Origin of the sequence: Photobacterium sp. GB-1 (assembly GCF_003026165.1) — a bacterium.
Lineage (GTDB): Bacteria > Pseudomonadota > Gammaproteobacteria > Enterobacterales > Vibrionaceae > Photobacterium.
The window spans coordinates 38,213-63,498 of record NZ_PYOB01000025.1 but is presented as its reverse complement, the minus strand read 5'-3'; the positions used below and the strand labels follow the sequence as shown (position 1 = coordinate 63,498).

The 25,286-nt window shown below is 39.7% G+C and carries 21 protein-coding genes; 9 read left to right on the top strand and 12 right to left on the bottom strand.

The genetic code is table 11. The features are described 5' to 3' along the window. Window positions 1-157: 157 nt before the first annotated feature. The 3 genes from C9J45_RS18305 to C9J45_RS18295 form a co-directional block, all read right to left on the bottom strand. Complete coding sequence (locus C9J45_RS18305) at window positions 158-616, bottom strand: isoprenylcysteine carboxylmethyltransferase family protein (RefSeq protein ID WP_233217597.1); 459 nt, start codon at window positions 614-616, stop codon at window positions 158-160. Between the two features lie 458 nt (window positions 617-1,074). Beyond that, on the bottom strand, window positions 1,075-1,527 hold the full coding sequence (locus tag C9J45_RS18300; RefSeq protein ID WP_107261532.1) for a YaiI/YqxD family protein: 453 nt from the start codon (window positions 1,525-1,527) through the stop codon (window positions 1,075-1,077). A 126-nt stretch (window positions 1,528-1,653) separates the two neighbouring features. Continuing rightward, on the bottom strand, window positions 1,654-3,249 hold the full coding sequence (locus C9J45_RS18295) for an ABC-F family ATPase (protein ID WP_105060337.1): 1,596 nt from the start codon (window positions 3,247-3,249) through the stop codon (window positions 1,654-1,656). 332 nt (window positions 3,250-3,581) lie between these two features. On the opposite strand from C9J45_RS18295, the gene C9J45_RS18290 reads away from it, so the two are divergent. After that, on the top strand, window positions 3,582-4,934 hold the full coding sequence (locus C9J45_RS18290) for a phosphatidylserine decarboxylase family protein (protein WP_107245290.1): 1,353 nt from the start codon (window positions 3,582-3,584) through the stop codon (window positions 4,932-4,934). 125 nt (window positions 4,935-5,059) lie between these two features. Here C9J45_RS18290 and C9J45_RS18285 read toward each other — a convergent pair whose 3' ends face one another. The 3 genes from C9J45_RS18285 to C9J45_RS18275 all read right to left on the bottom strand — a co-directional run bounded on the left by C9J45_RS18285 (window position 5,060) and on the right by C9J45_RS18275 (window position 8,144). After that, on the bottom strand, window positions 5,060-5,533 hold the full coding sequence (locus tag C9J45_RS18285) for a VF530 family DNA-binding protein (RefSeq protein WP_005367537.1): 474 nt from the start codon (window positions 5,531-5,533) through the stop codon (window positions 5,060-5,062). 250 nt (window positions 5,534-5,783) lie between these two features. After that, complete coding sequence (gene tdh, locus C9J45_RS18280; protein ID WP_107292845.1) at window positions 5,784-6,815, bottom strand: L-threonine 3-dehydrogenase; 1,032 nt, start codon at window positions 6,813-6,815, stop codon at window positions 5,784-5,786. Between the two features lie 135 nt (window positions 6,816-6,950). Next, window positions 6,951-8,144, bottom strand: a complete 1,194-nt coding sequence (locus C9J45_RS18275; RefSeq protein ID WP_107205912.1) for a glycine C-acetyltransferase — start codon at window positions 8,142-8,144, stop codon at window positions 6,951-6,953. A gap of 265 nt (window positions 8,145-8,409) precedes the next feature. Here C9J45_RS18275 and C9J45_RS18270 point away from each other — a divergent pair, with 265 nt between their 5' ends. The 5 genes from C9J45_RS18270 to C9J45_RS18250 all read left to right on the top strand — a co-directional run bounded on the left by C9J45_RS18270 (window position 8,410) and on the right by C9J45_RS18250 (window position 14,145). Continuing rightward, a complete protein-coding gene (locus tag C9J45_RS18270) occupies window positions 8,410-9,321 on the top strand; it encodes a LysR family transcriptional regulator (RefSeq protein ID WP_107205911.1) in 912 nt (303 codons plus the stop codon). Window positions 9,322-9,508: 187 nt separating this feature from the next. After that, window positions 9,509-9,796, top strand: a complete 288-nt coding sequence (locus tag C9J45_RS18265; protein ID WP_107205910.1) for a hypothetical protein — start codon at window positions 9,509-9,511, stop codon at window positions 9,794-9,796. 166 nt (window positions 9,797-9,962) lie between these two features. Continuing rightward, window positions 9,963-11,723 (top strand): ABC transporter ATP-binding protein/permease, encoded by a 1,761-nt coding sequence (locus C9J45_RS18260; RefSeq protein ID WP_107292844.1) that lies wholly within the window; start codon window positions 9,963-9,965, stop codon window positions 11,721-11,723. A gap of 218 nt (window positions 11,724-11,941) precedes the next feature. Continuing rightward, window positions 11,942-13,057: an anhydro-N-acetylmuramic acid kinase gene (locus C9J45_RS18255; RefSeq protein WP_107205906.1), complete on the top strand. Its 1,116-nt coding sequence runs from the start codon at window positions 11,942-11,944 to the stop codon at window positions 13,055-13,057. 119 nt (window positions 13,058-13,176) lie between these two features. Further along, entirely contained in the window at window positions 13,177-14,145 is a 969-nt protein-coding gene (locus tag C9J45_RS18250) for an LD-carboxypeptidase (RefSeq protein ID WP_107292843.1), read from the top strand. A gap of 60 nt (window positions 14,146-14,205) precedes the next feature. Here the strand turns inward: C9J45_RS18250 and def are convergent, their stop codons facing one another. The 3 genes from def to C9J45_RS18235 all read right to left on the bottom strand — a co-directional run bounded on the left by def (window position 14,206) and on the right by C9J45_RS18235 (window position 17,826). After that, window positions 14,206-14,718, bottom strand: coding sequence for a peptide deformylase (def, locus tag C9J45_RS18245; RefSeq protein ID WP_005367524.1), 513 nt, complete (start codon window positions 14,716-14,718; stop codon window positions 14,206-14,208). 187 nt (window positions 14,719-14,905) lie between these two features. Beyond that, the gene (locus tag C9J45_RS18240) at window positions 14,906-16,915 is read right to left on the bottom strand and encodes an ATP-binding protein (protein ID WP_107292842.1); all 2,010 of its coding nucleotides are present in this window, start codon (window positions 16,913-16,915) and stop codon (window positions 14,906-14,908) included. Window positions 16,916-16,935: 20 nt separating this feature from the next. Next, window positions 16,936-17,826, bottom strand: a complete 891-nt coding sequence (locus C9J45_RS18235; RefSeq protein WP_233217601.1) for a sulfurtransferase — start codon at window positions 17,824-17,826, stop codon at window positions 16,936-16,938. 342 nt (window positions 17,827-18,168) lie between these two features. Here C9J45_RS18235 and C9J45_RS18230 point away from each other — a divergent pair, with 342 nt between their 5' ends. After that, the gene (locus C9J45_RS18230) at window positions 18,169-18,450 is read left to right on the top strand and encodes a hypothetical protein (RefSeq protein ID WP_173425657.1); all 282 of its coding nucleotides are present in this window, start codon (window positions 18,169-18,171) and stop codon (window positions 18,448-18,450) included. A gap of 121 nt (window positions 18,451-18,571) precedes the next feature. Continuing rightward, the gene (locus tag C9J45_RS18225) at window positions 18,572-19,939 is read left to right on the top strand and encodes a DEAD/DEAH box helicase (RefSeq protein ID WP_107245295.1); all 1,368 of its coding nucleotides are present in this window, start codon (window positions 18,572-18,574) and stop codon (window positions 19,937-19,939) included. 103 nt (window positions 19,940-20,042) lie between these two features. Here C9J45_RS18225 and fruA read toward each other — a convergent pair whose 3' ends face one another. Genes fruA through fruB form a run of 3 tightly spaced genes read right to left on the bottom strand, consistent with a single transcriptional unit; the run spans window position 20,043 to window position 23,903 of the window. Continuing rightward, window positions 20,043-21,782 (bottom strand): PTS fructose transporter subunit IIBC, encoded by a 1,740-nt coding sequence (fruA, locus tag C9J45_RS18220; RefSeq protein WP_107292841.1) that lies wholly within the window; start codon window positions 21,780-21,782, stop codon window positions 20,043-20,045. A gap of 40 nt (window positions 21,783-21,822) precedes the next feature. Further along, window positions 21,823-22,773, bottom strand: coding sequence for a 1-phosphofructokinase (pfkB, locus tag C9J45_RS18215; protein WP_107292840.1), 951 nt, complete (start codon window positions 22,771-22,773; stop codon window positions 21,823-21,825). 11 nt (window positions 22,774-22,784) lie between these two features. Further along, window positions 22,785-23,903 carry a fused PTS fructose transporter subunit IIA/HPr protein gene (fruB, locus tag C9J45_RS18210; protein WP_107205899.1) on the bottom strand — a complete coding sequence of 373 codons (1,119 nt, stop codon included), beginning with the start codon at window positions 23,901-23,903 and terminating at the stop codon, window positions 22,785-22,787. A gap of 306 nt (window positions 23,904-24,209) precedes the next feature. Here fruB and cra point away from each other — a divergent pair, with 306 nt between their 5' ends. Continuing rightward, window positions 24,210-25,193 (top strand): catabolite repressor/activator, encoded by a 984-nt coding sequence (gene cra, locus C9J45_RS18205; protein ID WP_107261542.1) that lies wholly within the window; start codon window positions 24,210-24,212, stop codon window positions 25,191-25,193. Window positions 25,194-25,286: the final 93 nt, after the last annotated feature.

Genomic DNA, 25,286 nt, shown 5'->3' with positions numbered 1-25,286 from the left:
AGTTATTGGTTCACACCAAGGATAACGCTCGACTTCTTTTTGTCATCACCCTTCATGATATTTCCAATATTTACTTATATAAGGTGGCTTGGGCTTGTCCAACACTTCGGATAGGTGTCGGCTTCGCGACACATATCCTTATTTGTTATGCTTACAATTACAGCCATCGTTTGACGTTATTTTTATAAGCAACATACTCATTACCAAAAATAGATGTTAAAAAGGTTTCTTCTGGTGTTATTTGGTATTTATTCATGTAAAGAATAAACATAATTAGTATTAATAAGTTTATAGGGTTAGACAAAAGTAATGCGTACCCTAATAAAGTAGTAAACATACCGACATACATTGGATTTCGAGTGTAACCAAAAATACCAGTATTAACTAGGGTTGATACATTATCGGTGCTTACAGGGTTAACAGTTGTTTTGTGTTTTTTAAACGAATAAACACCTGCGAGGGCAAAGCTAATACCTAATACAATAAATAAGAAGCATAGTTCTAGTGCAAATGGGAAGTTTAAATTAAAGCTTGGTGTAATAAAGCTTATGAGCTTCATAAAGCCAGCAAATAAAAATGTAAGTAATAGAGGAGGAATTTTTTGTTCAAGTTTCACTGTATTTTCCTTGTAAGCATAACAGTATATTAATAAGCATTCTTACTTTTACGCTTTATTAATACTGTAAATAACCCACATTTTACTATATAAAAGCACTACGTTTCATAGTGTTAATCGCAAAAAATCACATTCAATCGATATATTTCCTTTGGTAAAAGTAAGAATGGTATTTTGTCCGTCGGATTAAAAACACAAACAGCAAAACTGGCTATTTAATATCAATAGGTTAAAAACACCTACTGAGATAATTAAGAAAATTTTCTGATTAAAAACGAGACTTAATCTGCAAAATTTACGCTTTCCATTATAACTGGATAAATATACAGGCAATTCATTACCAGCAAACAAAAGCATTTCGCCTAAATTGAAATAGGAATAACGGAGGTACTAAAAGAAAGGAAATAGAGATAAGAAAGATGGAGACAAACGGTGTTCATCTCCATATTAAGCAATTATTATGGCTTGTGATTCTTGGCTAAAAACGCATCCAGTTTGTTAGCGAAGTTTTGGCGATCCGCTTGGCTAAGTGGTGCTGGGCCACCTGTTTGTACCCCACTACTGCGCATGGTTTCCATAAAGTCACGCATTTGTAAGCGCTGCTTAATAGTGTCTTTAGTGTACATTTCGCCACGAGGGTTTAATGCATGTGCGCCTTTGGTGATAAGTTCGTCTGCCAATGGGATATCAGCGGTAATCACCAAGTCCCCTTCTTCGGCTTGTTGCACAATATAATTATCCGCAACATCAAAGCCTTGCTCTACTTGAATCGAACGTAAAAACGGTGAAGGTGGCGTGCGAATGTATTGGTTAGCCACCAGCGTTACGTTCACTTTTGCGCGATCAGCAGCGCGAAATAGAATCTCTTTTACAACGTTTGGACATGCATCAGCATCTACCCAAATTTTCATAGATAATCCTTTCATTCTTTCTCTACGTGCCATAAAACACGTAAGCTTTATTTGTAAAAAAGCCGCCCTATCTAAAGGCGGCTTTCAATTAACTTTTTGGCTTAGCCTGTTTTATTAAGTAAAAACTTAACCAACAAGACCTTTCTTCGCGATGTACTCATCGTAAGTACCGTGGAAGTCTTCTACGCCGTCTTTAGTGATCTCAAGAATACGTGTTGCAACGGATGTTACAAACTGGCGATCGTGAGATACGAACATTAATGTACCTTTGAAGTTCTCTAACGCAAGGTTAAGTGCTTCAATAGATTCCATGTCCATGTGGTTTGTTGGTTCATCCATTAGTAGGATGTTAGGACGTTGCATGATTAACTTACCAAACAACATACGACCTTGCTCACCACCCGAAATCACTTTAACTGATTTCTTAATGTCGTTTTGTGAGAACAGCATACGACCTAGGATACCACGAACAGTTTGCTCGTCATCACCTGGCTTTTTCCACTGGCTCATCCACTCAAGCAATGTAATATCTTCTGCGAAATCAGCACTGTGATCCTGTGCGTAGAAACCAATATTATTGTTTTCAGACCACTTAACCATACCCGCCATTGGCTCCATTTGGCCCGCTAGCGTGTTTAGGAATGTTGATTTACCGATACCGTTCTCACCGATAATCGCGATGCGCTCACCGACTTCTACCAGTAAGTTAACACCGTTGATTAGGATGTTTTCGCCATAACCTTGTTTCAAACCTTCTACTTCTAATGCGTTACGGAACAGTTCTTTTTCCTGATCGAAACGAATGAATGGTGTTTGACGGCTAGAAGCTTTTACTTCTGTTAATTGGATTTTATCCAATTGCTTTTGACGAGACGTTGCTTGTTTCGCTTTAGATGCGTTAGCAGAGAAGCGGCTTACGAACGTTTGTAGTTCAGCCATTTGTGCTTTCTTCTTCGCATTATCTGCATGTAACTGCTCACGAGCTTGCTCAGCAGCCATCATGTATTCGTCGTAGTTACCAGGGAATAGACGAAGCTCACCGTAATCTAAGTCAGCCATGTGTGTACATACGCTGTTTAAGAAGTGACGGTCGTGCGAGATGATGATCATAGTGCAGTTACGCGCTAGTAGGATCTGCTCAAGCCATGCAATGGTGTGAATGTCCAAGTTGTTCGTTGGTTCGTCAAGTAGCATGATGTCTGGGTTAGCAAACAATACCTGTGCAAGAAGCACACGAACTTTAAGACCCGGAGCAACAGCACTCATTAGGCCGAAGTGCTGATCTTCTGGAATACCAAGACCAAGTAGTAATTCACCTGCACGCGCTTCTGCTGAGTAGCCGTCCATTTCTGCAAATTCTACTTCTAGATCCGCAACACGCATGCCGTCTTCTTCTGACATTTCAGCCATTGAATAGATGCGATCGCGCTCTTCTTTTATCGTCCATAGCTCTTTGTGACCCATGATCACAGTGTCTACTACGCTGTAGTTTTCGAATGCAAATTGATCCTGACCTAATTTAGCCATACGCTCATTAGGATCAAGTGAAACAGTACCTGCAGACTGCTCTAGCTCGCCACCCAAGATTTTCATGAATGTCGATTTACCACAACCATTCGCGCCGATTAGGCCGTAACGGTTGCCGCCACCAAATTTTACTGAGATGTTTTCAAACAATGGCTTATCGCCAAACTGCATTGTGATATTAGCTGTTGAAATCAATGTACTGTTCCAAAATTTATGAATATATCAAGCATTAAAAAAGCCGCCTACTACAAGCGACTTTTCTCTAAATTGATGCAGAGTATAACAGATTTAGTGACTTACATCACCTTTAAATTAACAACAAAATTGTAACTAGTAATATTGCTGATAACTGTCCTCTTTTTCTTATTTCATAGTCACCTTATTTCAATTAAGTATGTATTTACATTGAGTTAATAAGATTCGAAAAAAGAATAATGAAATATGAAGTTATGATTTTGTGTAATGATAATGTTTATTCAAAGCGTATAGTAATTTTCAAACATTAGGTTAATAAATAGGGAGTTATTATGAATATCCATTCTTTCGGTAACTGGCTACCAAAAAGCAAAGCACATGTTAATGCTTGGATCCAACACTTAAAAACACACACTGAGCAACATCCAGCAGAGCTTGTTCAACCTATCCAAGAATTTAAAGATTTGGTTGATAATGATGAAAGCCTAAAAGAACTCGCTGAACGTATGTTTAGCTATGCGGGTAATCAAAAAGAATTAACGCCGCTAGGTACACCAGAAGTCATGAGTTTTGATGAATTTATTGTGCTATTAAACGCGATTATGACGCAAGCGCCTGAATGTACTGAATATACCGACCCTAAAACCGGCGAACTCAATCCTTGTGGTTTAATTGGTTTTCCTATTAATGCGTTATTAGATTGGCCGATGGCTACACCTGCTGGCTACACTTTTTTCTCAAATGCATTAGTCAATCAGCAAATTAAGAAAATATTAACTTACTGGTCTTCTTTCCTTTCAAGCTCTGACTCCCGTTACGTATTAGTAAACGATGATCTTAATCGCACACCAAAAGTACTAGGTTGGTTAAATCCAACAGCTAAACGTGAAATGGTTGGAGTCGCTTGCCAAGCCACTTCTGATCCAGCACTTAAAGCATTACCGTTTGAGCACTTTTTCCAATGTGATCCTGATGATAAGTATTATGGCTTTAAATCATGGGATGACTTTTTCACTCGTGAGTTCGTAAAAGGTGTTCGTCCAATTGCTGAAGGTGATGACATTATTGCTAATGCATGTGAATCAGCACCGTTGCAAGTGGCAGAAAACGTGGCTGAAAGTGCAGAATTCTGGCTAAAAGGTCAGCCTTATTCACTACAGAATATGATGGATTTTGATCCACTCGCGAAACAATTCGTGGGCGGTACAATTTATCAAGCATTCTTAAGTGCATTAAGTTATCACCGTTGGAATAGCCCTGTTTCAGGAACAGTGAAAAAAGCCTTCATTGTTAACGGTTCATATTACTTAGGTAATAAATACCAAGGTTTTGATAATCCAGAAGGGGCTGATGACAGCGCGCCGAATAACTCTCAGCCTTTCTTAACCGCAGTTGCAACTCGCGCAGTGATCTTTATTGAATCAGACAATCCAAAGATTGGTTTAATGTGCTTTATTGCAGTAGGTATGGCAGAAGTGTCGTCTTGTGAAATTACCGTAAAAGAAGGTCAACACTTAAATAAAGGTGATGAATTGGGTATGTTCCACTTTGGTGGTTCTACACATTGTCTTGTATTTGGACCAGATGTGAAGTTAGCGTTTGACTTCCACAATACAACACCAGGTTTAGATGCAACCAATATTCCTGTTTGTTCACGTATTGCAACCGTATTATCCGATAAATAATACCAAGATTTAAATTAGCTGATCACTAAATACAACAACGCCTTATTACTATGTCACTTTGTAATAAGGCGTTTTTTTATTGCTTAAATATCAGCTTACTCGTAACTAATACTTACTAAACAAAATTATCGACGGTTACGACCACCGCCACGGCTATTACTGCGACCGCGAGAAGCACGTTCTTTGTAAGCTGAAGCCGCTTTTGCTTGCGATGCTAGAATTGATTCAACGGTTAGTTCCATTGGCTCTTTTGGTACAATGCCATCAGCAAAGGTACGCATACGTGGTGGAATTTCTAATTCAGCGGCTGTTGCTCGTGGCATACGCTTAAAACGTGATAGGTAGAAAGCTTCTAGTTTCTCTCTCGCCCACTCTGTTTTCTTCAAGTATTTCACACTACTCGCAATAGACGGTTTAGTATTGAAACAGTTAAAACGCATTGCCGTGTCTAAAATTTCCCAACCGTAGTGATCGACGAGTTCGGTTAGCATTTTTTCAAGGCTCAAGCCATGAAGCGGATTATTTTGTAAAAGTCGCTGCTCTAGCGTTAATTCTTTTTCTTTTTTTGCTGGTTGAGCAGGTTGCTGTTGTTCTTGCATTACCTTTCCTAACGGATATTTACAGATATCTTTGTAGTATAAAGGCTACGAGCAAGAAGTTATAAACAATTTAATTTGTAATGGAATGAAATTTTAAAAGCGAAGGAAAGTATGACGAATAGTGGCAGTCATAAACAGTCAAAATATGTCTGTGGTGTTCGATTTGAATAGCACCGTCAATTCAACCTATTAATGAGATATCGTTGACGGTGCCGTTTTTATTATGTCGATTAAAAAATAACGTTAAATGTTATTCCCAATCAAGAATAACCTTACCAGACTGACCAGAGCGCATAACATCAAAGCCCTGTTGGAAATCATCAATCTTGTAATGGTGAGTAATGATTGGTGATAGATCTAAACCTGATTGGATCAAGGTTGCCATCTTGTACCATGTTTCAAACATTTCACGGCCATAGATACCTTTGATGATCAAACCTTTGAAGATCACTTGGTTCCAATCGATTGCCATGTCTGATGGTGGAATACCTAACAGGGAAATTTTACCGCCGTGGTTCATGCTTGATAGCATGCTGTTAAATGCCGCAGGGTTACCCGACATTTCCATGCCCACGTCAAAGCCTTCTTTCATGCCAAGCTCTGCCATCACATCCGTCAGGCTTTCTTTAGCTACGTTAACCGCACGGGTCACGCCCATTTTACGAGCAAGCTCTAAGCGGTATTCGTTCACATCCGTGATCACAACATAACGCGCACCCACATGTTTTGCTACAGCCGCAGCCATAATACCAATTGGGCCTGCACCTGTGATCAGCACATCTTCACCCACTAAGTCGAACGACAGTGCGGTGTGAACAGCATTACCAAACGGGTCGAAAATAGACGCAACATCATCTGAAATATCATCAGGAATTTTGAATGCGTTAAATGCCGGGATCACTAAGTATTCCGCAAATGCACCTTCACGGTTTACACCCACACCAATGGTGTTACGGCATAAGTGAGTACGGCCACCACGACAGTTTCGGCAGTGACCACACGTGATATGGCCTTCACCCGAAACGCGATCGCCAAGAGCAAAGCCACGCACTTCCTGCCCCATCCCAACCACTTCACCGACATACTCATGACCAACAACCATAGGTACAGGGATCGTTTTTTGTGACCACTCATCCCAGTTGTAGATATGAACGTCAGTACCACAAATTGCTGTTTTCTTGATGCGGATAAGCAGATCGTTATGACCGACCTCAGGCTTATCTACTTCAGTCATCCAGATGCCTTCTTCAGGCTTTAATTTAGAAAGAGCTTTGATTTTCATTATATTAATCGCTTATTTCTTTAGGATACAACATGCTTTTCAGCGTCCATCTACCACTGCATGTTATTTAACCTTTGCCTTACCATGCAGTAGTAGCAATATGTTTTCGTCACATTGAATAACGTAAAGCTTTAATTAGATAATGCCCATCTCTTTACCCACTTCGATAAAGGCATCAATCGCTTTATCCAGTTGTTCTGGTGTGTGTGCTGCTGACATTTGCGTACGAATACGTGCTTTGCCTTTTGGTACAACAGGGAATGAGAAACCAACCACGTAAATGCCTTTTTCTAGGGCGCGCTCGGCAAACTCTGCCGCAATTTTTGCATCACCTAACATGATAGGAATGATCGCGTGATCAGCCCCTGCCATCGTAAAGCCAGCTTCTGTCATGCGAGTACGGAAATGCGCCGAGTTTTCCCATAAACGATCGCGAAGTTCGCCGCTTTCCGCTAATAAATCAATAACGCGATTTGAAGCAGAAACAATTGCAGGTGCTACTGAGTTAGAGAACAGGTATGGACGTGAACGTTGACGTAACCAGTCAATCACTTCTTTCTTACCTGCGGTATAACCGCCTGATGCACCACCCATCGCTTTACCTAATGTGCCGGTAATAATGTCGATACGATCCATAACGTTATGGTATTCATGCGTACCACGACCATTTTCACCCATAAAGCCAACTGCGTGAGAGTCATCAACCATCACTAGTGCGCCGTATTTATCCGCTAAATCACAAATCGCAGGTAGGTTCGCTACAACACCGTCCATTGAGAACACGCCATCAGTTACGATTAATGTATTACGCGCACCTGCTTCTTTTGCTGCAATTAATTGTTGCTCTAATTCTGCCATATCATTGTTGGCATAACGGAAACGCATCGCTTTACATAAACGTACACCGTCAATGATTGACGCGTGATTTAATGCATCAGAAATAATCGCATCTTCTGCACCTAAAATCGTTTCAAATAAACCCGTATTTGCATCAAAGCATGAGGTATAAAGAATCGTATCTTCCATACCAAGGAAATCAGACAGCTTACGCTCTAACTCTTTGTGCGCATCTTGCGTACCACAAATAAAACGTACAGACGCCATACCAAAACCGTGCTCATCCATCCCCTCTTTAGCCGCTTTGATCAACTCAGGGTGGTTGGCTAAACCAAGGTAATTGTTGGCACAGAAATTTAAGACTTCTTGACCCGATTGGATATATACCGCTGCTTTTTGCGGTGATGTGATCACACGCTCAGATTTGTATAACCCTTCACTTTTTACATCTTCAATTTGTTTTTGGATTTGGGTATAGAATGCAGAAGTCATGATGTCCCTCACAGTATTATTATGGTTAATGTTGGTTAGCGAAAATTAGCTCACAACATTCTCGTCACATGATATAAACAACTATCATAGCAACTATATCTGAATAAAAATCGTAGCTAGACCTTGTTTTAAGCTATTTGTATTCCTAAATCACAATTAATCCAATACAGATAACTACAAGCTAATATTGCCATTCTAAATCATGCTAAAAACAACTATTATCCCCTGCGATGGAAAATGATTAATGAACTGTAGGCACAAATAAATGGATACACATAAGCTCATCGCACTAATGCCAGATTTAGCCACCTTCATCGTTATTGTAGATGAAGGCAGTTATACTGCCGCTTCACGCAAATTAGGTGTTACGCCATCCGCACTCAGTAAACAAATCGCACGGTTAGAAAAAGCCTTATCGGTAAAGCTGTTAGAACGTACAACACGCAAATTGATGATCAGTGAGTCGGGTAATCGTATTTATAAACAATGTACTCAGATGATTGATGCGGCTAAACAAGCAATTGAAATATCAAGCTCTGAGCATACTGTGCCCTCTGGGACTGTCACAATTGCAGCACCAAAAGCCTTTATGAACATTCTTCTTCAACCTTTAGTTAAACCTTTCTTAACACAATATCCGGAAGTAAATTTAAAACTAAAAGCCTGTGATGGTGATATTGATATTATCGCTGAAGGTATTGATGTGGTATTTCGTTTAACAGAAAGACCCTCTGAAGGCTTAGTACTAAAGAAAATTGGCAAAGTGAATCTGACGTTGTGTGCCAGCCCTAACTATATTGCCCAGCGTGGGATGCCAATACATCCGCGCGATTTGAAACATCACGATTGTTTATACCTTGGTGAAAATAACATCGATCACATATGGGATTTTGATAAGAACGGAGAACAAATAACCGTTGCTGTTTCTGGTCGATATGCCGTCAATCACTCTCAAATGCGATTGAAAGGCGTAATAGATGATTTGGGTATTGGGATATTTCCTGACTTTGTGATTAAACACGATCTTGTTGCTGGTAAGGTGATCCAAGTGTTACCAGATTGGACTATTCGAGGCAATTATCACGGTGATATTGCACTGCAATACGCGCAAAGTAAGTTTATGCCAGCAAGAATTCGTGCAGTCATTGACTATTTTACGGCTCATTTGACTCTTTAATGAAAATTGAAGTTGAGTAATTTGCTCAATCTCTCCTTTTTGGCGTTAGAGTAATTATTTTAATAACAATTCATCGATTATTTTTTCGTGATGGTTGATACTCTATCATCACTAAGTAATTATAAATAAAAGCATTTTTATACAATTAGACGTTAGAAAATGCACTAATACATCAAGGATAGAGCATATGAATGCTAAAATTATCGAAAACCACGATGAGTTGATGTACTGGATGAATTTAGTTGAAAAAGAGTATGGACACTCAATTTTGATTAATACTTCGATTCATTTTGTATCTGGTACATATGAAGATGGCACGACAGGCCATGCGATTGAAATCACTAATGATCAAGAAGAGCTGATTGCACGCTCTCCAGTTAGCCTTGAACTAATGAATTTTGCCAATAAGATGCAATCAGTCGTTTCGGATCAAGGCGTACAAAGTTTAAAAGGCAATACGACTAGATTACATTAAAGATAAAATCCTATTTCCTTTTCTAAAGAATTCTAAAAAGCCACTAACCCAGTGGCTTTTTTGTTAGATGTAAAGCATGATTCAATGACTGATATAAAGTGATTACGATCTTTCAATTAGAAAAGTACGTATTAAGTGATTTGTAGCAAGGGGTCTTTCCAACACTATGAGTAAGAATAACAACAAAAGGCTCAGTATCCTTTTAAAGCTTAAGACCTACATTACACCGTATAAGTGGCGTGTGGTTGCTGCTTTAGCTTCTCTTCTCACCACAGCCAGTCTTACACTTTCAATTGGTTACGGGGTTCGTATTTTGATTGATCAGGGGTTTGCCCAACAATCACTGACCGACCTTAGCCATGCCATTCAATTTATTATTGGCGTGACTATCTGTATCTCAGTTGGCACATATTTTCGTTTTTATCTCGTCTCTTCCGTTGGTGAGAGAGTGAGTGCTGATATCCGTCTTGCCGTATTTAACCATGTTATCTCACTACACCCTAGTTACTTTGAAACTAACAGTAGTGGCGACATTATGTCACGACTAACGACTGATACCACTTTATTGCAAAATATAATTGGCTCCTCATTTTCAATGGCCATGCGCAGTGCATTATTATGTTTCGGCGCCATAATCATGTTATTTGCGACCAACTTTAAACTGACATTTATCGTTCTTGCTTCTGTTCCTTTTATCTTGATACCTATTTTATTTTTCGGACGACGTGTACGCGCATTATCAAGAAAAAGCCAAGATACGATGGCTGATATTGGTAGCTATGCAGGAGAAGCCATTGAGCATATTAAAACAGTACAAAGTTTTAGTGCTGAGCAATATGAAAAGCAAGCTTTTGCGCAGGAAGTAGAAAAAGCCTATGAGGTGGGCCGACAACGAGTAAAACAACGCGCTATTTTAATAGCCGGTGTCATTGCCATCGTTTTTAGCGCAATTGCAGGCATGCTATATGTTGGTGGCAGTGATGTAATAAAGGGTGAAATGTCAGCTGGTGATTTAGGGGCTTTCGTTTTTTATGCCATCATGGCTGCATCTTCAATGGCAAATATCTCAGAAGTGCTTGGTGAGTTACAAAGAGCAGCTGGCGCAACGGAAAGACTCATAGAAATCCTGCAAGTAAAAAGTGATATTTGTACGCCACATGATCACGAATCAATTGACTGTTCTCAGCCATCAGACATTCGTTTTAACAATGTGAGCTTTCACTATCCTTCTCGCTTAAATCATCCTGCTATCAATCAATTAAACTTAGTTGCTGAACAGGGTAAAGTGTTAGCTCTTGTAGGGCCTTCAGGTGCCGGTAAAACAACGCTTTTTGAATTACTTCAACGCTTTTACGATCCACAACAAGGTCAAGTTTTAATTGGTAATAAAGATATTCGTCAATTTGCTCCAAATGAACTTCGTCAACACATGGCACTCGTTCCTCAGCAACCTGCATTATTTAGTAATGATGTATTCCATAACATTCGTTACGGCAACCCAGATGCAACAGATGAAGAAGTGATTGAAGCGGCAAAAAAAGCCCATGCCCATGCGTTTATTGAAAAACTACCTAATGGTTATCATAGCTTCTTAGGCGAGCGAGGCGTGCGTTTATCTGGTGGTCAAAAACAAAGAATTGCGATTGCACGGGCTATCCTTAAAAACCCTAAAATTCTTCTACTTGATGAAGCAACCAGTGCGCTAGACAGTGAGAGCGAACACTATGTACAGCAAGCACTTGAAGAACTAATGAAAGATCGTACTACATTAATCATTGCTCACCGACTATCAACGATACAGCACGCAGATAAAATCGCTGTATTAGAGGGTGGCGAACTTATTGATGAAGGCGATCATGAATCATTACTTAAAAGCTGCGAACTCTACCAGCGCTTAGTCCATCTTCAGTTCAAGCATTTAAAATAAGACTATCTCGATATTACTTATTCACTCGTAATATCACTTCAATAGCCGACACTCCGTCGGCTGTTTCTTAGATCAATTTCAAAACCTTTTGGGCTATTCGCCTATATTTTGGCTTCACTTTTAAAATATATGCAAAGCACTTCGTTAAAATCTATTTAATTATGAAACAGTAAGCTCTAAAGTATGGCTACAGCCTTGTAATATGTATGGAATTTGCGATGGAAAAGTATATTGGCCTAATGTCTGGCACTAGCATGGACGGTGTTGATGCTGTGTTGGTTGAAATAGATAACACTAAAATCACCCTATTAGGCAATTATGACCACCCAATGCCGAGTGATTTAAAGCAAGCATTACTCGACGTTTGTATTGGACAGTCAACCAATCTCCTAGCCATTGGCGAGCTTGATCACCGTTTAGGCCATTTATTTGCAGATGCAGTAAATGGATTACTTGAGAAAACAGCTACCTCAGCAGAGAGTATCAAAGCCGTTGCCAGTCACGGTCAAACCGTTTTCCATGCTCCCGATTCACCCTATCCTTTTACCATGCAATTAGGTGACGCCAATATCATCGCTGCTAACACAGGGATTACTACCGTTGCTGATTTTCGCCGTAAAGACATGGCATTTGGCGGTCAAGGTGCGCCATTAGTGCCTGCATTCCACCAGCAACTATTTAGCGATAAAAACATTAATCGTGTCATTTTAAACATTGGCGGTATTTCCAATATAACCGTTCTGACACCGAATAAACCCGTAATAGGTTTTGATACTGGTGTTGGCAACATGTTAATGGATGCATGGATCAACCTACACCTTCAACAAAGCTATGATAAAAATGCACAGTGGGCATTATCAGGAAAGGTTAACTCAAAGCTATTAGCTAACCTACTCAGCGAACCTTACCTATCACTATCTGCACCGAAAAGTACTGGACGAGAATTGTTTAACTTGCCTTGGTTAGAGCAACATTTATCAGGTTTAACCATTAAGCCTGAAGATGTACAGGCAACCTTAGCGGAATACACTGCAGTAACCATTGCCAACGATGTAAGAAAAACAGCGCAAGATACGCCCGATAACATGCCTAATGAGTTATTAGTGTGTGGTGGCGGAGCCCATAACCCATTAATAATGCGTCGTTTAACAGAACTGCTAATTGATTGGACAGTGACGACCACCAATGAGCGTGGTGTCGATAGCGATAACATGGAAGCAATGGCATTTGCATGGCTTGGCTATCGCACGCTACATGGATTATCAGGTAATTTACCCGAAGTAACTGGCGCATCACGATTAACCACATTAGGTGCAATTTACCCTGCGCCGTGATTTCTGACGCTGACCTAAAATAACGAAGAAACAATCTGTTATACTCATTGCCATCTTTAAAAACCACGCTTTTCAGTGGTTTTTAACATGGCACACGCTAAATTGAAGACAGATCTAATATGAATACAATGAACAATAATGCGTTAGATTCCGATCATATTTGCGCAAAAGATTTGAACCAAATCGCCCTAATTTCATGTTCAACTCAATATGATGAACAAAGCGTCAATAACGTGGTTGATACTTTTATTGCCCATGGTTACATGGTTACCACCAAATATTTAAACCAAGTGATTTCCGACATCGGTTATGTGAATACAGATCAAGAACGAGCAAATAACCTTATTGCCGCTTTACTGGATCCTACGATTGATGTCCTATGGTTCTTCCGTGGTGGTGGTGGCGCGTTAAACCTCTTGCCCTTTTTGCACGCTTACAAGACACAGTTGCAGGAAATAAAACCAAAAATGATTGTTGGTTTTAGCGATGTTACAGCTATCCATAGTTTTATTAATAACGAATTAGGCTGGCAATCAGTCCATGCTGTGAACGCCTCAACCAATCAAGCGACTAACAACGGTAATGAGCAACCTATTCCTGATTTAAAAACCTTAATAAATGACGGGGTGAGCTACAACAACGTATTGCCTCTCAATGATTTAGCTAAGAGCGCATCTGTATCGGGTCAGCTTATCGGTGGTAATCACACATTAGTTTCAGCCACCTTTGGCACACATTACCAACCTGATTTTTCAAATAAAGTCTTACTGCTGGAAGATATTGGCGTTACTTACCGCCAGCTTGATCGCTATCTTCAGCAATTACTGTTCTTAAAAGACTTTGACGTTAATGCGATTGTGTTTGGTCAGTACTACAACATGGATCCTAACGATCAAGACCGTCTAATGTATAAACATGTGCTTGAACAATTTGCTAAACAACTTGGCAAACCCGTGTATTACTTCCCTTTTATCGGTCACGGTAAATATAACCAACCGGTTATTTTTGGTCGTCAAGTTTCGTTACAGCGTCACGAATTAAACGAGCATGGTATGCCATCTGATTACTGTAATTTGACGCAAAATTAAGACATAAAAAAACGGTGAGAGGCTATCAACCTTTCACCGTTTTTTTTAAGCGAGAATGAATTACTTCGCTTGTGCCTTCAAGAATTTCTTCACTTTCTTCATTGCCATTTGGCGCTTAAGAGGTGATAGATAATCAATGAAAAGAATACCTTTCAGGTGATCAATTTCATGCTGTAATGCAATAGCAAGGAAATCATCACGCTCAAGGTGAATATCATTACCATCACGATCAAGCGCTGTTAATTCGATTTTTTCAAAACGCTCTACATCTGCGTAGTAATCAGGAACAGATAGACAACCTTCTTGACCAACAACAGGATTTTCACCACGAACAATCTTAGGGTTTACGAATACCTGTGGCTCGTTGCGCTCTTCAGATAAGTCGATAACAATGATAGATTCTTTACGGCCAACTTGAGGTGCCGCTAAACCGATACCATTACCCGTTTCGTACATGGTATGAAGCATGTCATCAATCAGCGTTTGAATGTGCTCAGCTTTCACGTCTACAACATCTTCTGCTTGAACGCGTAGCTTTGGATTTGGTTCGGTTAAAATTTCTAAAACTGCCATTTTCTCTCTACTTACTTAATGGTGTTAAATACCTTGCTGGGTCGTAACTTATCAGATAGGCGCTAACTCTCAAAGTGATAATTCATATCGATACTTTATGACTAATAAATTACAGAAAATAGCGTGTAAAAAACAATCGTTTTTTTCAATTAGACTGATAGGCAGTATTAATAGGTAGGATAATTTTTTAAATATTGGCAGCCCAATATTCACCATGTTCATTATCAAATGCACGTAGTAAGCTTTTATAAAGCATGATTTTTTCAATCGGTTTCGATACATAATCATCCATACCGACACTTAAACAACGTTTCTTCTCTTCCTCCATGACGTTTGCTGTTAAGGCTATGATGATAGGTCGAGACATTGACGGCATCTTTCTAATTAATTCTGTCGCCTCTAATCCCCCCATATTAGGCATTTGACAATCCATTAATATCACATCGGCGGTATTTTCTATCATATACTCAACCGCCTGTACCCCGTCATTAACAATGGTGATGTTTTTCAAACCAAATGCGGTTAAAAATGCCTTAATTAATTGTTGATTAACCATACTGTCTTCAACTACTAAAATCTTACGATCTTCATACATGCTAAGATTAGTGATTAATGCATGATCTTCGCCATTTTCATTTCTCTGAATATCCGATTGTTTTAGTGGAATATCGAACCAAAACTCTGTGCCATTACCAATCGTACTTTCAACCTGTAATTTTGCTGACATTAATCGACATAAGCTGTTAGATATAGATAAACCAAGCCCTGTTCCACCAAATTGGCGAGAAATAGAGCCATCAGCTTGGGTATAAGAATCAAAGATAAATGCGAGTTTTTCTTCAGCAATGCCAATCCCCGTATCTTTCACTTTAAAGCGCAGCCATTGAATATGTTTATCGTTATATTTTTTTAATTCTTCGCACTGCTGCTCAGGCGGTTCTCGCTTTTCAACCACTAATGTCACAGAGCCTGTATGGGTAAATTTAACCGCATTACCAATAAGATTAATCAGAATTTGTCTTAATCGACCTTCATCTGCAGTATAGCTATCTGCCAACCCCTCACCTATTTCTGTTGATAATTGTATTTTTTTTATCTTGGCTTGATGGATAAATGGAGTCGCACAGCTATGCACAAACGGCTTTAAATTAAATGGCGTCATGTGTAATTCCACATTACCCGACTCTAGTTTAGAGTAATCCAATATTTCATTAATAATAACTAACAATGAATAAGCCGACTCTTTGATATAACCAATCTGCCGTTGTGATTCTTGATCTAAATTTCGCTCTTCTAAGCATTGTACAAAGCCAAGGACTCCATTCATTGGCGTTCTTATTTCATGGCTCATATTCGCCATAAATTCGGCTTTTATTTTTATTGCTTCGCTTAAATCGTTGGCCTGCTCTCGTAATTTTCTATTTAAGCCTTGTAGCTTGCTTTCCGTATTGTAAATACACTCATCAGCTTTTTTTAATTCACTGGCTAATAATGACACCTCCCCTTCTGCATCTTCAACTTCCGCAATATTCACACCACCCGAACCAATTTTAGGAAGTTGACCAATCAAAAACGTTAGTGGTCTTGTCACTTTGCGGTACATGTACACTAAAATAAAGATAATAAAAAACAAGAACGGGAGAATAAAAACAAAAAGCTGTATTAATATCGTCCGAATAATGTCAGCCGAACTGTAATATATAACGTAATTAAAAATATTATCGCCATTAAAAGATACTGGATAAGTAAGGGTATAGTTCCCATCATAAATAGATAAACCAGGGGCTTGTGCTAATGGTGTATAAGTGTTGCCATCATTCTTCTCATAAAAATGGATTAAATCCCCATCTAAATCATACAATGATAAAGAGAGTATTTTTTTATGGGTTTCCAATGAGCGATTTAATTCTATCGACGTTTCTGTATCTTTATAAATAGCGGCATCAATCATTAATGGTGAAAAGGTATTCATCATTACTTTAATGTCTTTGACGACTCGCTGGGTATTGTTGTAATAACTAATATATAGCGCGGTTAACATCACACACAGTAGAACACTGCTCATTACCAGCGCTATTTTACTGAATAAACTCGTTTTATGGTACAAATGATGCACATCAATATCATGTGATATCTTGGCGTTTAATCGCTCATTCTTTCCATTTTTAAGACAATTATCGTCCAATTTATTTTTCATCATTAACCCTTTAGATAATATTACTTCTCTATGGGTAGTCCTTTTGCAGACCAATCTAACCATGAACCATCATAATGAGCGACATTAAATCCAGCTTGTTTAAATAAGAAATAAGATAACGTTGAAGCCGTACCTTTATTACAGTATGTAATTGTTTTCTTGTTATTATCTAATTTACTTAATATGTCAGACAATTCTGATTTAGGTTTTAAGATTTTTTGACCATCTGCATTAGTCGTAAAAAACTCATTCAACTCGATATATTTAGCTTTAGGTATTCGACCATATTTATCAGTCACGGATTTTTTCCCTAAATATTCATCATATGTGCGGCTATCATAAAGCTCATAATTAGGGTTATGGACAGCGACTTTTGCTACTGTCGTACTCGCATAAATATTCGATTTTAAGACAGGAACAAAATCAGACTTAGGTAATCTATTTGCTGTTTGGGACAAAGCATTATGTTGTTGCCATGCATTCAGTCCGCCATTGAGTATGGCGACATTTTTCACGCCATATAGCTCTAATACCCAAAATAAGCGTGACGCATGCATAAGCTCACCTTGATCATAAACAATTATCTTGGTGTCTTTTGTTACCCCTTTTTTACGTAAAAGAGGGGCAATAGTGACCTTATTTTTAACGTAATAAACACCGTCTTTGATAACGTAAGTATCATCCACAGGAAAACTGATTGCGGTAGGTATATGGCCTTTATCATAATCTTCTTTCGCACGGGCATCGAAAATCACAACAGGCTGTTTATCTGCAATCTGCGCTTTTAACCAATCAGGCTCTGCGACCATATCTTGCTGTGCAAAGGCATTACTACTCAATAACGCCCAAGTCATAAACATAAAAGATGCTACGAATTTCGAGAGATCTCGCCTTTGAATCATTCTTGCCATCCTTATCACCCTGCAATACTGAATTTTATCAACACACAATCAAGTGACTTACCTAAAAACAGAGCAATTAACCAGCCAACTTATCAAACAGGCAACTTATTGATTTATCAGGCAATTAAGTCTTATTAATTAAAACTGTTATTCTCAAAATGCATTTTGCAAAGCATATTTGCGCTTTATGGCTAATTTTTTAGACATGATCATTGAATAAAAATAGTGTTTTATATCAATATGATATTTATCTATATTTTCGTTTTATTACCTTTCATAAGTATAGGATGATTACCAATAGATATTTGTTTTATGCTGTTTTAGAATATTATTTTATCGGAAGTCTTTATGATGAATAAGAAGCCCGACCGTAAAACGGCGATGTTGAGTATAATCAGCCAAGTAAAAGAACAATTTCCTCTTTATGATGAAAGTACGTTTGTCTGTGGCCCTGATAACAAATGCGTCGGTTGTCCTAAAAAATTGTTAGAGCTCGTTGATACTGATTTAACCTATTGGGAATCCGCTATTTCACGAGGTGAAACACCGCAATTTGATGAGATCCGTCGATTTGGCAAACTTTGTAATAATGTCCGCCGCGCATTAGTGAGAAACAACATCATTAGTAACTAGTTGCTTTTGTCTTCTCTGCCTGACTACATACAGCTGATTGTTAAGCGTGGTATAATATGTACGTATTTGCGTTAGTTAGTGCGCCGCATTAGCTATTTAATGATTTATTTTGAGATTCTACATGCCATTCTCTAAGCTTGGATTAAACGATTCTATCGTTAAAGCCGTAACCGAAATGGGTTACACCTCTCCTACTCCTATTCAAGAAAAAGCCATTCCTGTTGCACTAACCGGTAAAAACTTGATGGCAGCAGCACAAACAGGTACGGGTAAAACCGCCAGTTTTGTACTGCCTATTCTACAAATGCTAGATGATGGCACCAAAGTTCGCGCAAAACGTATACGTGCGCTCATTCTTGCGCCTACACGTGAATTAGCCGTTCAAGTAGAAGACAATATTAAGCAATACAGTAAGCACTTAAATTTAACGTCAATGGCAATGTACGGTGGTGTTGATTACGAACCACAGAAACGTCGCTTAATTGAAGGTGTTGATATTCTTGTCGCCACTCCCGGTCGTCTATTAGATATGTACACTAAGCGTGCAATCCACTTTGATGCCATTGAAATTCTTGTACTTGATGAAGCTGACCGTATGTTAGATATGGGCTTTATTGAAGACATTAATAAGATTGTTGAGCGTTTACCTGTTGATCGTCAAAACATGCTGTTCTCTGCAACGCTTTCTGATCAAGTACGCTTTCTTGCAAAAACAGCGGTGCGTAATCCCATTGAAATCTCAGTTGCAAAAGATGCTTCTGCTGATCCAAAAATCGATCAATGGCTTGTTACTGTTGATAAAGACATGAAATCAGCACTGCTGAGCCATTTGATCCAAGAACAAAAATGGGATCAAGCATTAATCTTTATCGAAACTAAACATGGTGCAGCAAAACTGGTTACCCAATTAGAAAAGCGTGGCATTTCCGCTGAGTCTTTCCACAGTGGTCGTAGCCAAGCCGTACGTTCTCAATTACTGGAAGATTTTAAAAACGGTAAATTGCAATATCTTATTGCCACTGGCGTCGCTTCGCGTGGTATCGATATTGAGCAACTGACTCGTGTTGTTAACTACGATCTGCCGTTCCCACCAGAAGAATATGTTCACCGTATTGGTCGTACGGGTCGTGCAGGAGCATCGGGTGAAGCGATTTCATTTGTTTCACGCGATAACTTTAAAAATCTATGCATGATTGAAAGCCTACTTGGTCATTTGATCACACGTAAAGAAATCGAAGGTTTTGTACCGAAAAAAGACGTACCGGTTTCGGTTTTAAACTATAAGCCTAAGTTTAAAAAACCAATGACATCTCGTGACGGTGATAGCGAAAATTCTGAGCGTAAACCTCGTCGCGATACACGCTCGAAAAACAATGCGCCACGTGGTGAAAATACAAAATCAACTAAGCCTAAACGTCGTAAACCAATTACTGATCGTGATACGGGCATTCCACGTAACCCACGAAATAAAGCGAAACCTGCTCAGTAAACACAACGTTAAACTTTAAGCAAAAAAATGGCGAGATGGACTGAATATACTTTCTAATAAAGTGTATTCAATACATCCCGCCATTTTTATATCTGTCGTTATATTACGCTTTTGCTGTATCTAGTTCTGTTGCCGAGCTTTGCTCTGGACGCTTTAATATCGCGTAAGAAATACCCGTTACTAATGTACCTGCAATAATTGCAACAAGGTAAAGTAGTGGCGGTGTGATGGCGTTAGGGATCAACAGTACAAACAGACCACCATGTGGAGCCATTAGTTTTGCACCAAATAACATAGACAATGCGCCTGTTAATGCGCCACCTAGCATACAGCATGGAATCACACGCATAGGATCGCGCGCTGCAAATGGAATCGCACCTTCAGAGATAAAGCATAAACCTAATACGAAAGAGGCTTTACCCGCTTCATTTTCACTTGCTGCAAATTTACGTTTTGCAAGGAACGTTGCTAAACCCATGCCCATTGCTGGTACCATACCTGCAGCCATTACCGCAGCCATTGGCGCATAAGTATGTGACGCTAATAAACCCACACCAAAGGTGTAAGCTGCTTTATTCACTGGCCCACCAAGGTCAAAACACATCATACAACCTAAAATCACACCTAAAAGCACAGCATTTGCAGAGCCCATTGTATTTAGGAAGTGGGTTAATCCTTCCATTGCTGCCGATACTGGACCACCAACAATGTAGATCATTACAAGACCGGTAATTAAACTCGCCACCAGCGGAATGATTAAAATAGGTTTTAATGCATCCATTGATTGTGGCAGTTTCACTTTTTCGGCTAAGAATTTTGCACTGTAACCTGCGAGGAAACCTGCAACAATACCGCCTAAGAATCCCGCACCTGTCGCACTTGCTAACATACCGCCAATTAAGCCAGGTGCTAGACCCGGGCGATCTGCAATGGAGAAAGCGATAAAGCCAGCTAATACAGGAACCATCAATGCAAAGGCAGATTCACCACCAATTTTCATTAAGGCCGCCGCTAATGTGCCCTGCTCTTTAAATGCCTCGATACCAAAAACAAACGACAGTGCAATAGACAAACCACCGGCAACAACTAATGGCAACATGTAAGATACACCTGTCATTAAGTGTTTATAAACGCCTGCTTTTTCTTCTTTCTTCTCGCTATTTTCTTTAACGGTATGTGTATAAGGCGTTGCTTGTTCAAACGCTTTCTCTATTTCTTGGGCTGTTTTCTTTAGTGCCAATCCAGTACTGGTTTTATACAGTGCTTTGCCATTAAAACGTGATAAGTCGACATCAATGTCGGCGGCGATAATCACTAAGTCAGCAGCTTCAATTTCCTCGACTGTTAACTGGTTTTTAGCACCAACTGAACCACGTGTTTCAACTTTAATCTCATAACCTTGACGTTTAGCTTCGGTCTCTAGCGCTTCAGCTGCCATAAACGTATGCGCAACACCTGTTGGGCACGCGGTGATTGCGACAATCTTTTTCTTGGTCGATATCGCTTGAGTTGCCACACTTTCAACCGTCAGTTCTGATGCCAATTCAACCGCTTTTTGTAGCCACGCGGTTGGGTTTTCCATGCAAGCGGTAACATCTGCACGAAAGACTCGCTTACCAACAAAACGTTGCTCATCAATGGCGAGATTTTCATTAGCGGCAATCACAATACAGTCAGCTTGTTCGATCTGTAGTTGTGTCAGCATATTGGTTGCTTTTAACGATGTATGGCGCTCAATATTGGCTTGCCATTTTAATTCGGCGGCGGCTTTTTCAAGTAAACCGGCAGCAATTAAGCTTGTTGCGATACCGCTTGGACATGCGGTAATAATACTAATATTCATTATTCGACCTCTGCACTTTTCACGTTATATTTTTATGTTGTTATGAAAGCTGAACGTTTTCTTCGATTGCTTTGACTGCGTTTATATCATCAACGCCAACACCCACTTGTGTGACCGCATACGCTGATAGCGCCGTTGCAAAACGTAATGTCTCTGATTTTGTCCAATGCTGTAGATGCCCCCAACACATACCTGCAACTAAGGTATCACCTGCACCAACAGTACTAACTACCGTCATTTTAGGCGGCTCGGCACGTAACCAACCTTCATGATTGCGCCACATCACTCCTTTCGCACCCAGTGACACCACTACATTTTCAATGCCTTTAGTAGCAAGCTGCTCTGCTACTTCAATGATTTCTTCATCGCTGTGTAATTCGCATTTTGCCCAGTCCGCTAATTCTTCATCATTCGGTTTAACCAGCCATGGTTTTGCGTCTAACCCTTCAGCAAAAGCCGCTTTACTGCTATCAAACAACACTTGCTTACCTTGCTGTTGAAGTTGCTCGATCCATTTCGCACATTGCTGGGTTGAAATTCCACGGGGTAAACTACCTGCGATAACAAAAACGTCATGGCTATTTGCCAGTTCAAATAATGTCGCTTCAAATTTCGCAATGTCAGTGGCATTTACTTCAACACCGGGGAAGTTTATGTCGCTTACTCGCCCATCTTGCTCAACCAATTTAACGTTAATACGTGTTGCGCCTGATACCCTGACAAATTTATCAATAACACCGATCTGTTCAAATAACTGACAAAAACCGTCTTGATTTTCACGGCCTAATAATCCCGTTACCGTTACTTCCGCACCTAATTCCGCGAGTACTTTTGCAACATTAACGCCTTTACCTGCTGGATGAAGTGAACCTGAATCCACCACATTTACCGTACCGGCAGTAAGAGATGATAGGTGCCCAGTTAGATCCAAGGCAGGATTTAACGTCACGGCGACAACTTTAAGTGACGGTTTAATTTCTGTTTCGCTCATTATTTTCACCCTTAAAGTTTCTCGCCTAAACCATCGGCAATAGCTTGTCCGATCGCCGTTAGTGCTTGTTCAGCATCACTACCACTGGCTGTAAATTTCAATTCGTTACCACATTTAACACCAAGCCCAATCACTTTCATTAAGCTCTTTGCATTAACCGCTTTGCTGCCGCCAGAAACATTAACGACTTGTATATCTGCATCAAACTTCTTGGTGGTATTAACCAGCATTGCCCCCGGACGAGCATGTAAGCCATGCGGGTTTTTAATCGTAAATATTGCGCTATTGCCTTCTAATTGAGTTTGAGAAAGCACTGCACACATTTGCTCTGGGCTTGATGACAAAAACGCATCAACCGTTTGGCTATAAATCAGCTGAGTGAGTCGTTCAATATTGGCAATATAGCTACTGTTTTTCGCCGCAATAACAATTACCCCTTTAACTGGATGATTGTGCTCTTCAAAGATTACTGATGGTGTCACAATAGCAATCGCTGTTCGCTCAACCTCTTGATTGCAACTTATTAACCACAATCCCTGACCTAAGTAACTCGGCTCTTTTGCGACAACATCCGCCACCATTTGCTTGCTCGCAAAGCCTTGATGCTTTATTAAACCGGCAGCAACCGCACTTAGCTGTAATAAATCAGTTGCTGGAAAATCTTTTAAAACAAGTTGAGCATTGCATTCTGCTTCCGATTGCTCTGAACCCATTAAAATCGTAATAACTTCATCTGCTGAATCACAACGCTTTAATTTCTCATCGATACCATCTGCTGACAGCACTTTGGTTAATTGCTTTAAAATCTCAAGGTGCTCATCGGATTTAGCAGCGATCCCAATGGCTAAATAAACAGTTTGCCCCTCGCCCCAGTCTACGCCTTGAGGAAAATGATGAACCTTTACACCGGTTTTATTAACAAGATTTCGCGTCTCTGTTGTACCGTGTGGGATCGCTATACCATTACCAAGATAGGTTGAGTTTTGGGCTTCACGCGCCAACATACCATTGACGTATCCCGTTTTAACTAAGCCTTCTGACTCTAACTCTGATGCCAGTACTTTGATTGCATCTTGTTTATTGTTTGCTGATTTACGCAAAGCAATATCGTGTTTTGATAATGACAACATCTCTAACTCCGATAGTATCGAATCTTATTCATATTGGCTGAATCGTTTCAGCAAATGGGCAAATTAAAAGTTTCAGTCGAATTATGGGAACATTTTATACCTATAGATTCTGCTGAAACCTTTCAGCTTGAATACTGAATCGTTTCAGCTTAAATTACAATTGATCAACGCATAGCGATTATTAGATCTATGATGAGACGCACAAATTGGCCTTAAATCTATATCTAGTGTTATGAAATAAGGATAGGAATTGCTATTTATAGCAAAACGCGCTGAGAAAACAGCTTTAAATGGAAGTATCAACTGATGACATTGAATGAAATTGCCAAGCTTGCTGGTGTATCAAGAACCACAGCTAGCTATATTATTAACGGTAAAGCTGAGCAATATCGAATCAGTAACAAGACACAACAAAAAGTCCTCGCTGTGGTTAATGCGCACAATTATCGCCCCAATCACGCGGCGTCTTCCCTTCGTGCAGGAAGTAGTCAATCGCTAGGTTTGATCATCCCCGATCTCGACAATACGAGCTATGCAAAGATTGCTAAGTTACTAGAGTTGAATGCTAGAACTGCAGGTTATCAAGTTATTATCTCGTGTAGTGATGATGATCCTGTCACTGAAGTAGACGTCGCAAATCTATTATTAAGTCGTAAATTAGACGCACTTATTGTTGCGAGTGCCCTTCCTGCTGATAATGAGTTTTACAAAAAAGTACAGGCAAAAGGTACCCCTGTTATCGCCATTGATCGCGCGTTAGATGACGAATACTTTGCATCCGTTATCAGTGAAGATCTTGATGGTGCCTATGCATTAACGAACGCATTGTTAGATCAACCTATTTCATCGATCGGCTTAATTGGCGCCGTTGCGGAACTGGGTGTTTCTATTGAGCGAGAGCAAGGTTTTCAAGCTGCAATCAACAATCACCCTAAAACAATGAATGTTAGCCTTGCCTATGGTGAGCAATTTAGCCAACACCATGGTGCACTAATTGCTCAACAATGGATTGATGAAAACTGTTTTCCTGAAGCTATCCTTGCCACTTCTTATACCTTGTTTGAGGGTATTCTAGATTGTTTGTTAAAGTATCCCGATGTAATGGCAAAAACATACTTGGCAACCTTTGGTGATAATCGATTACTTGATTTTTTACCCAATAAAATCCAATCACTCCCACAGCAATTCGATTTAATTGCTGATCATGCGCTACAACTCGCCCTCTCTGCAGTTCAAGGTCATTATCAGCAAGGCGTTGAAGTCGTACCAAGAAAAGTGATCCGCCGATAAATAAATATCCATTACAAAATAACAGCATAATTTTTAGTAACCCGTTAGATACCCGATACCTACAACACATAAATAGGTGGATAGACTATGATT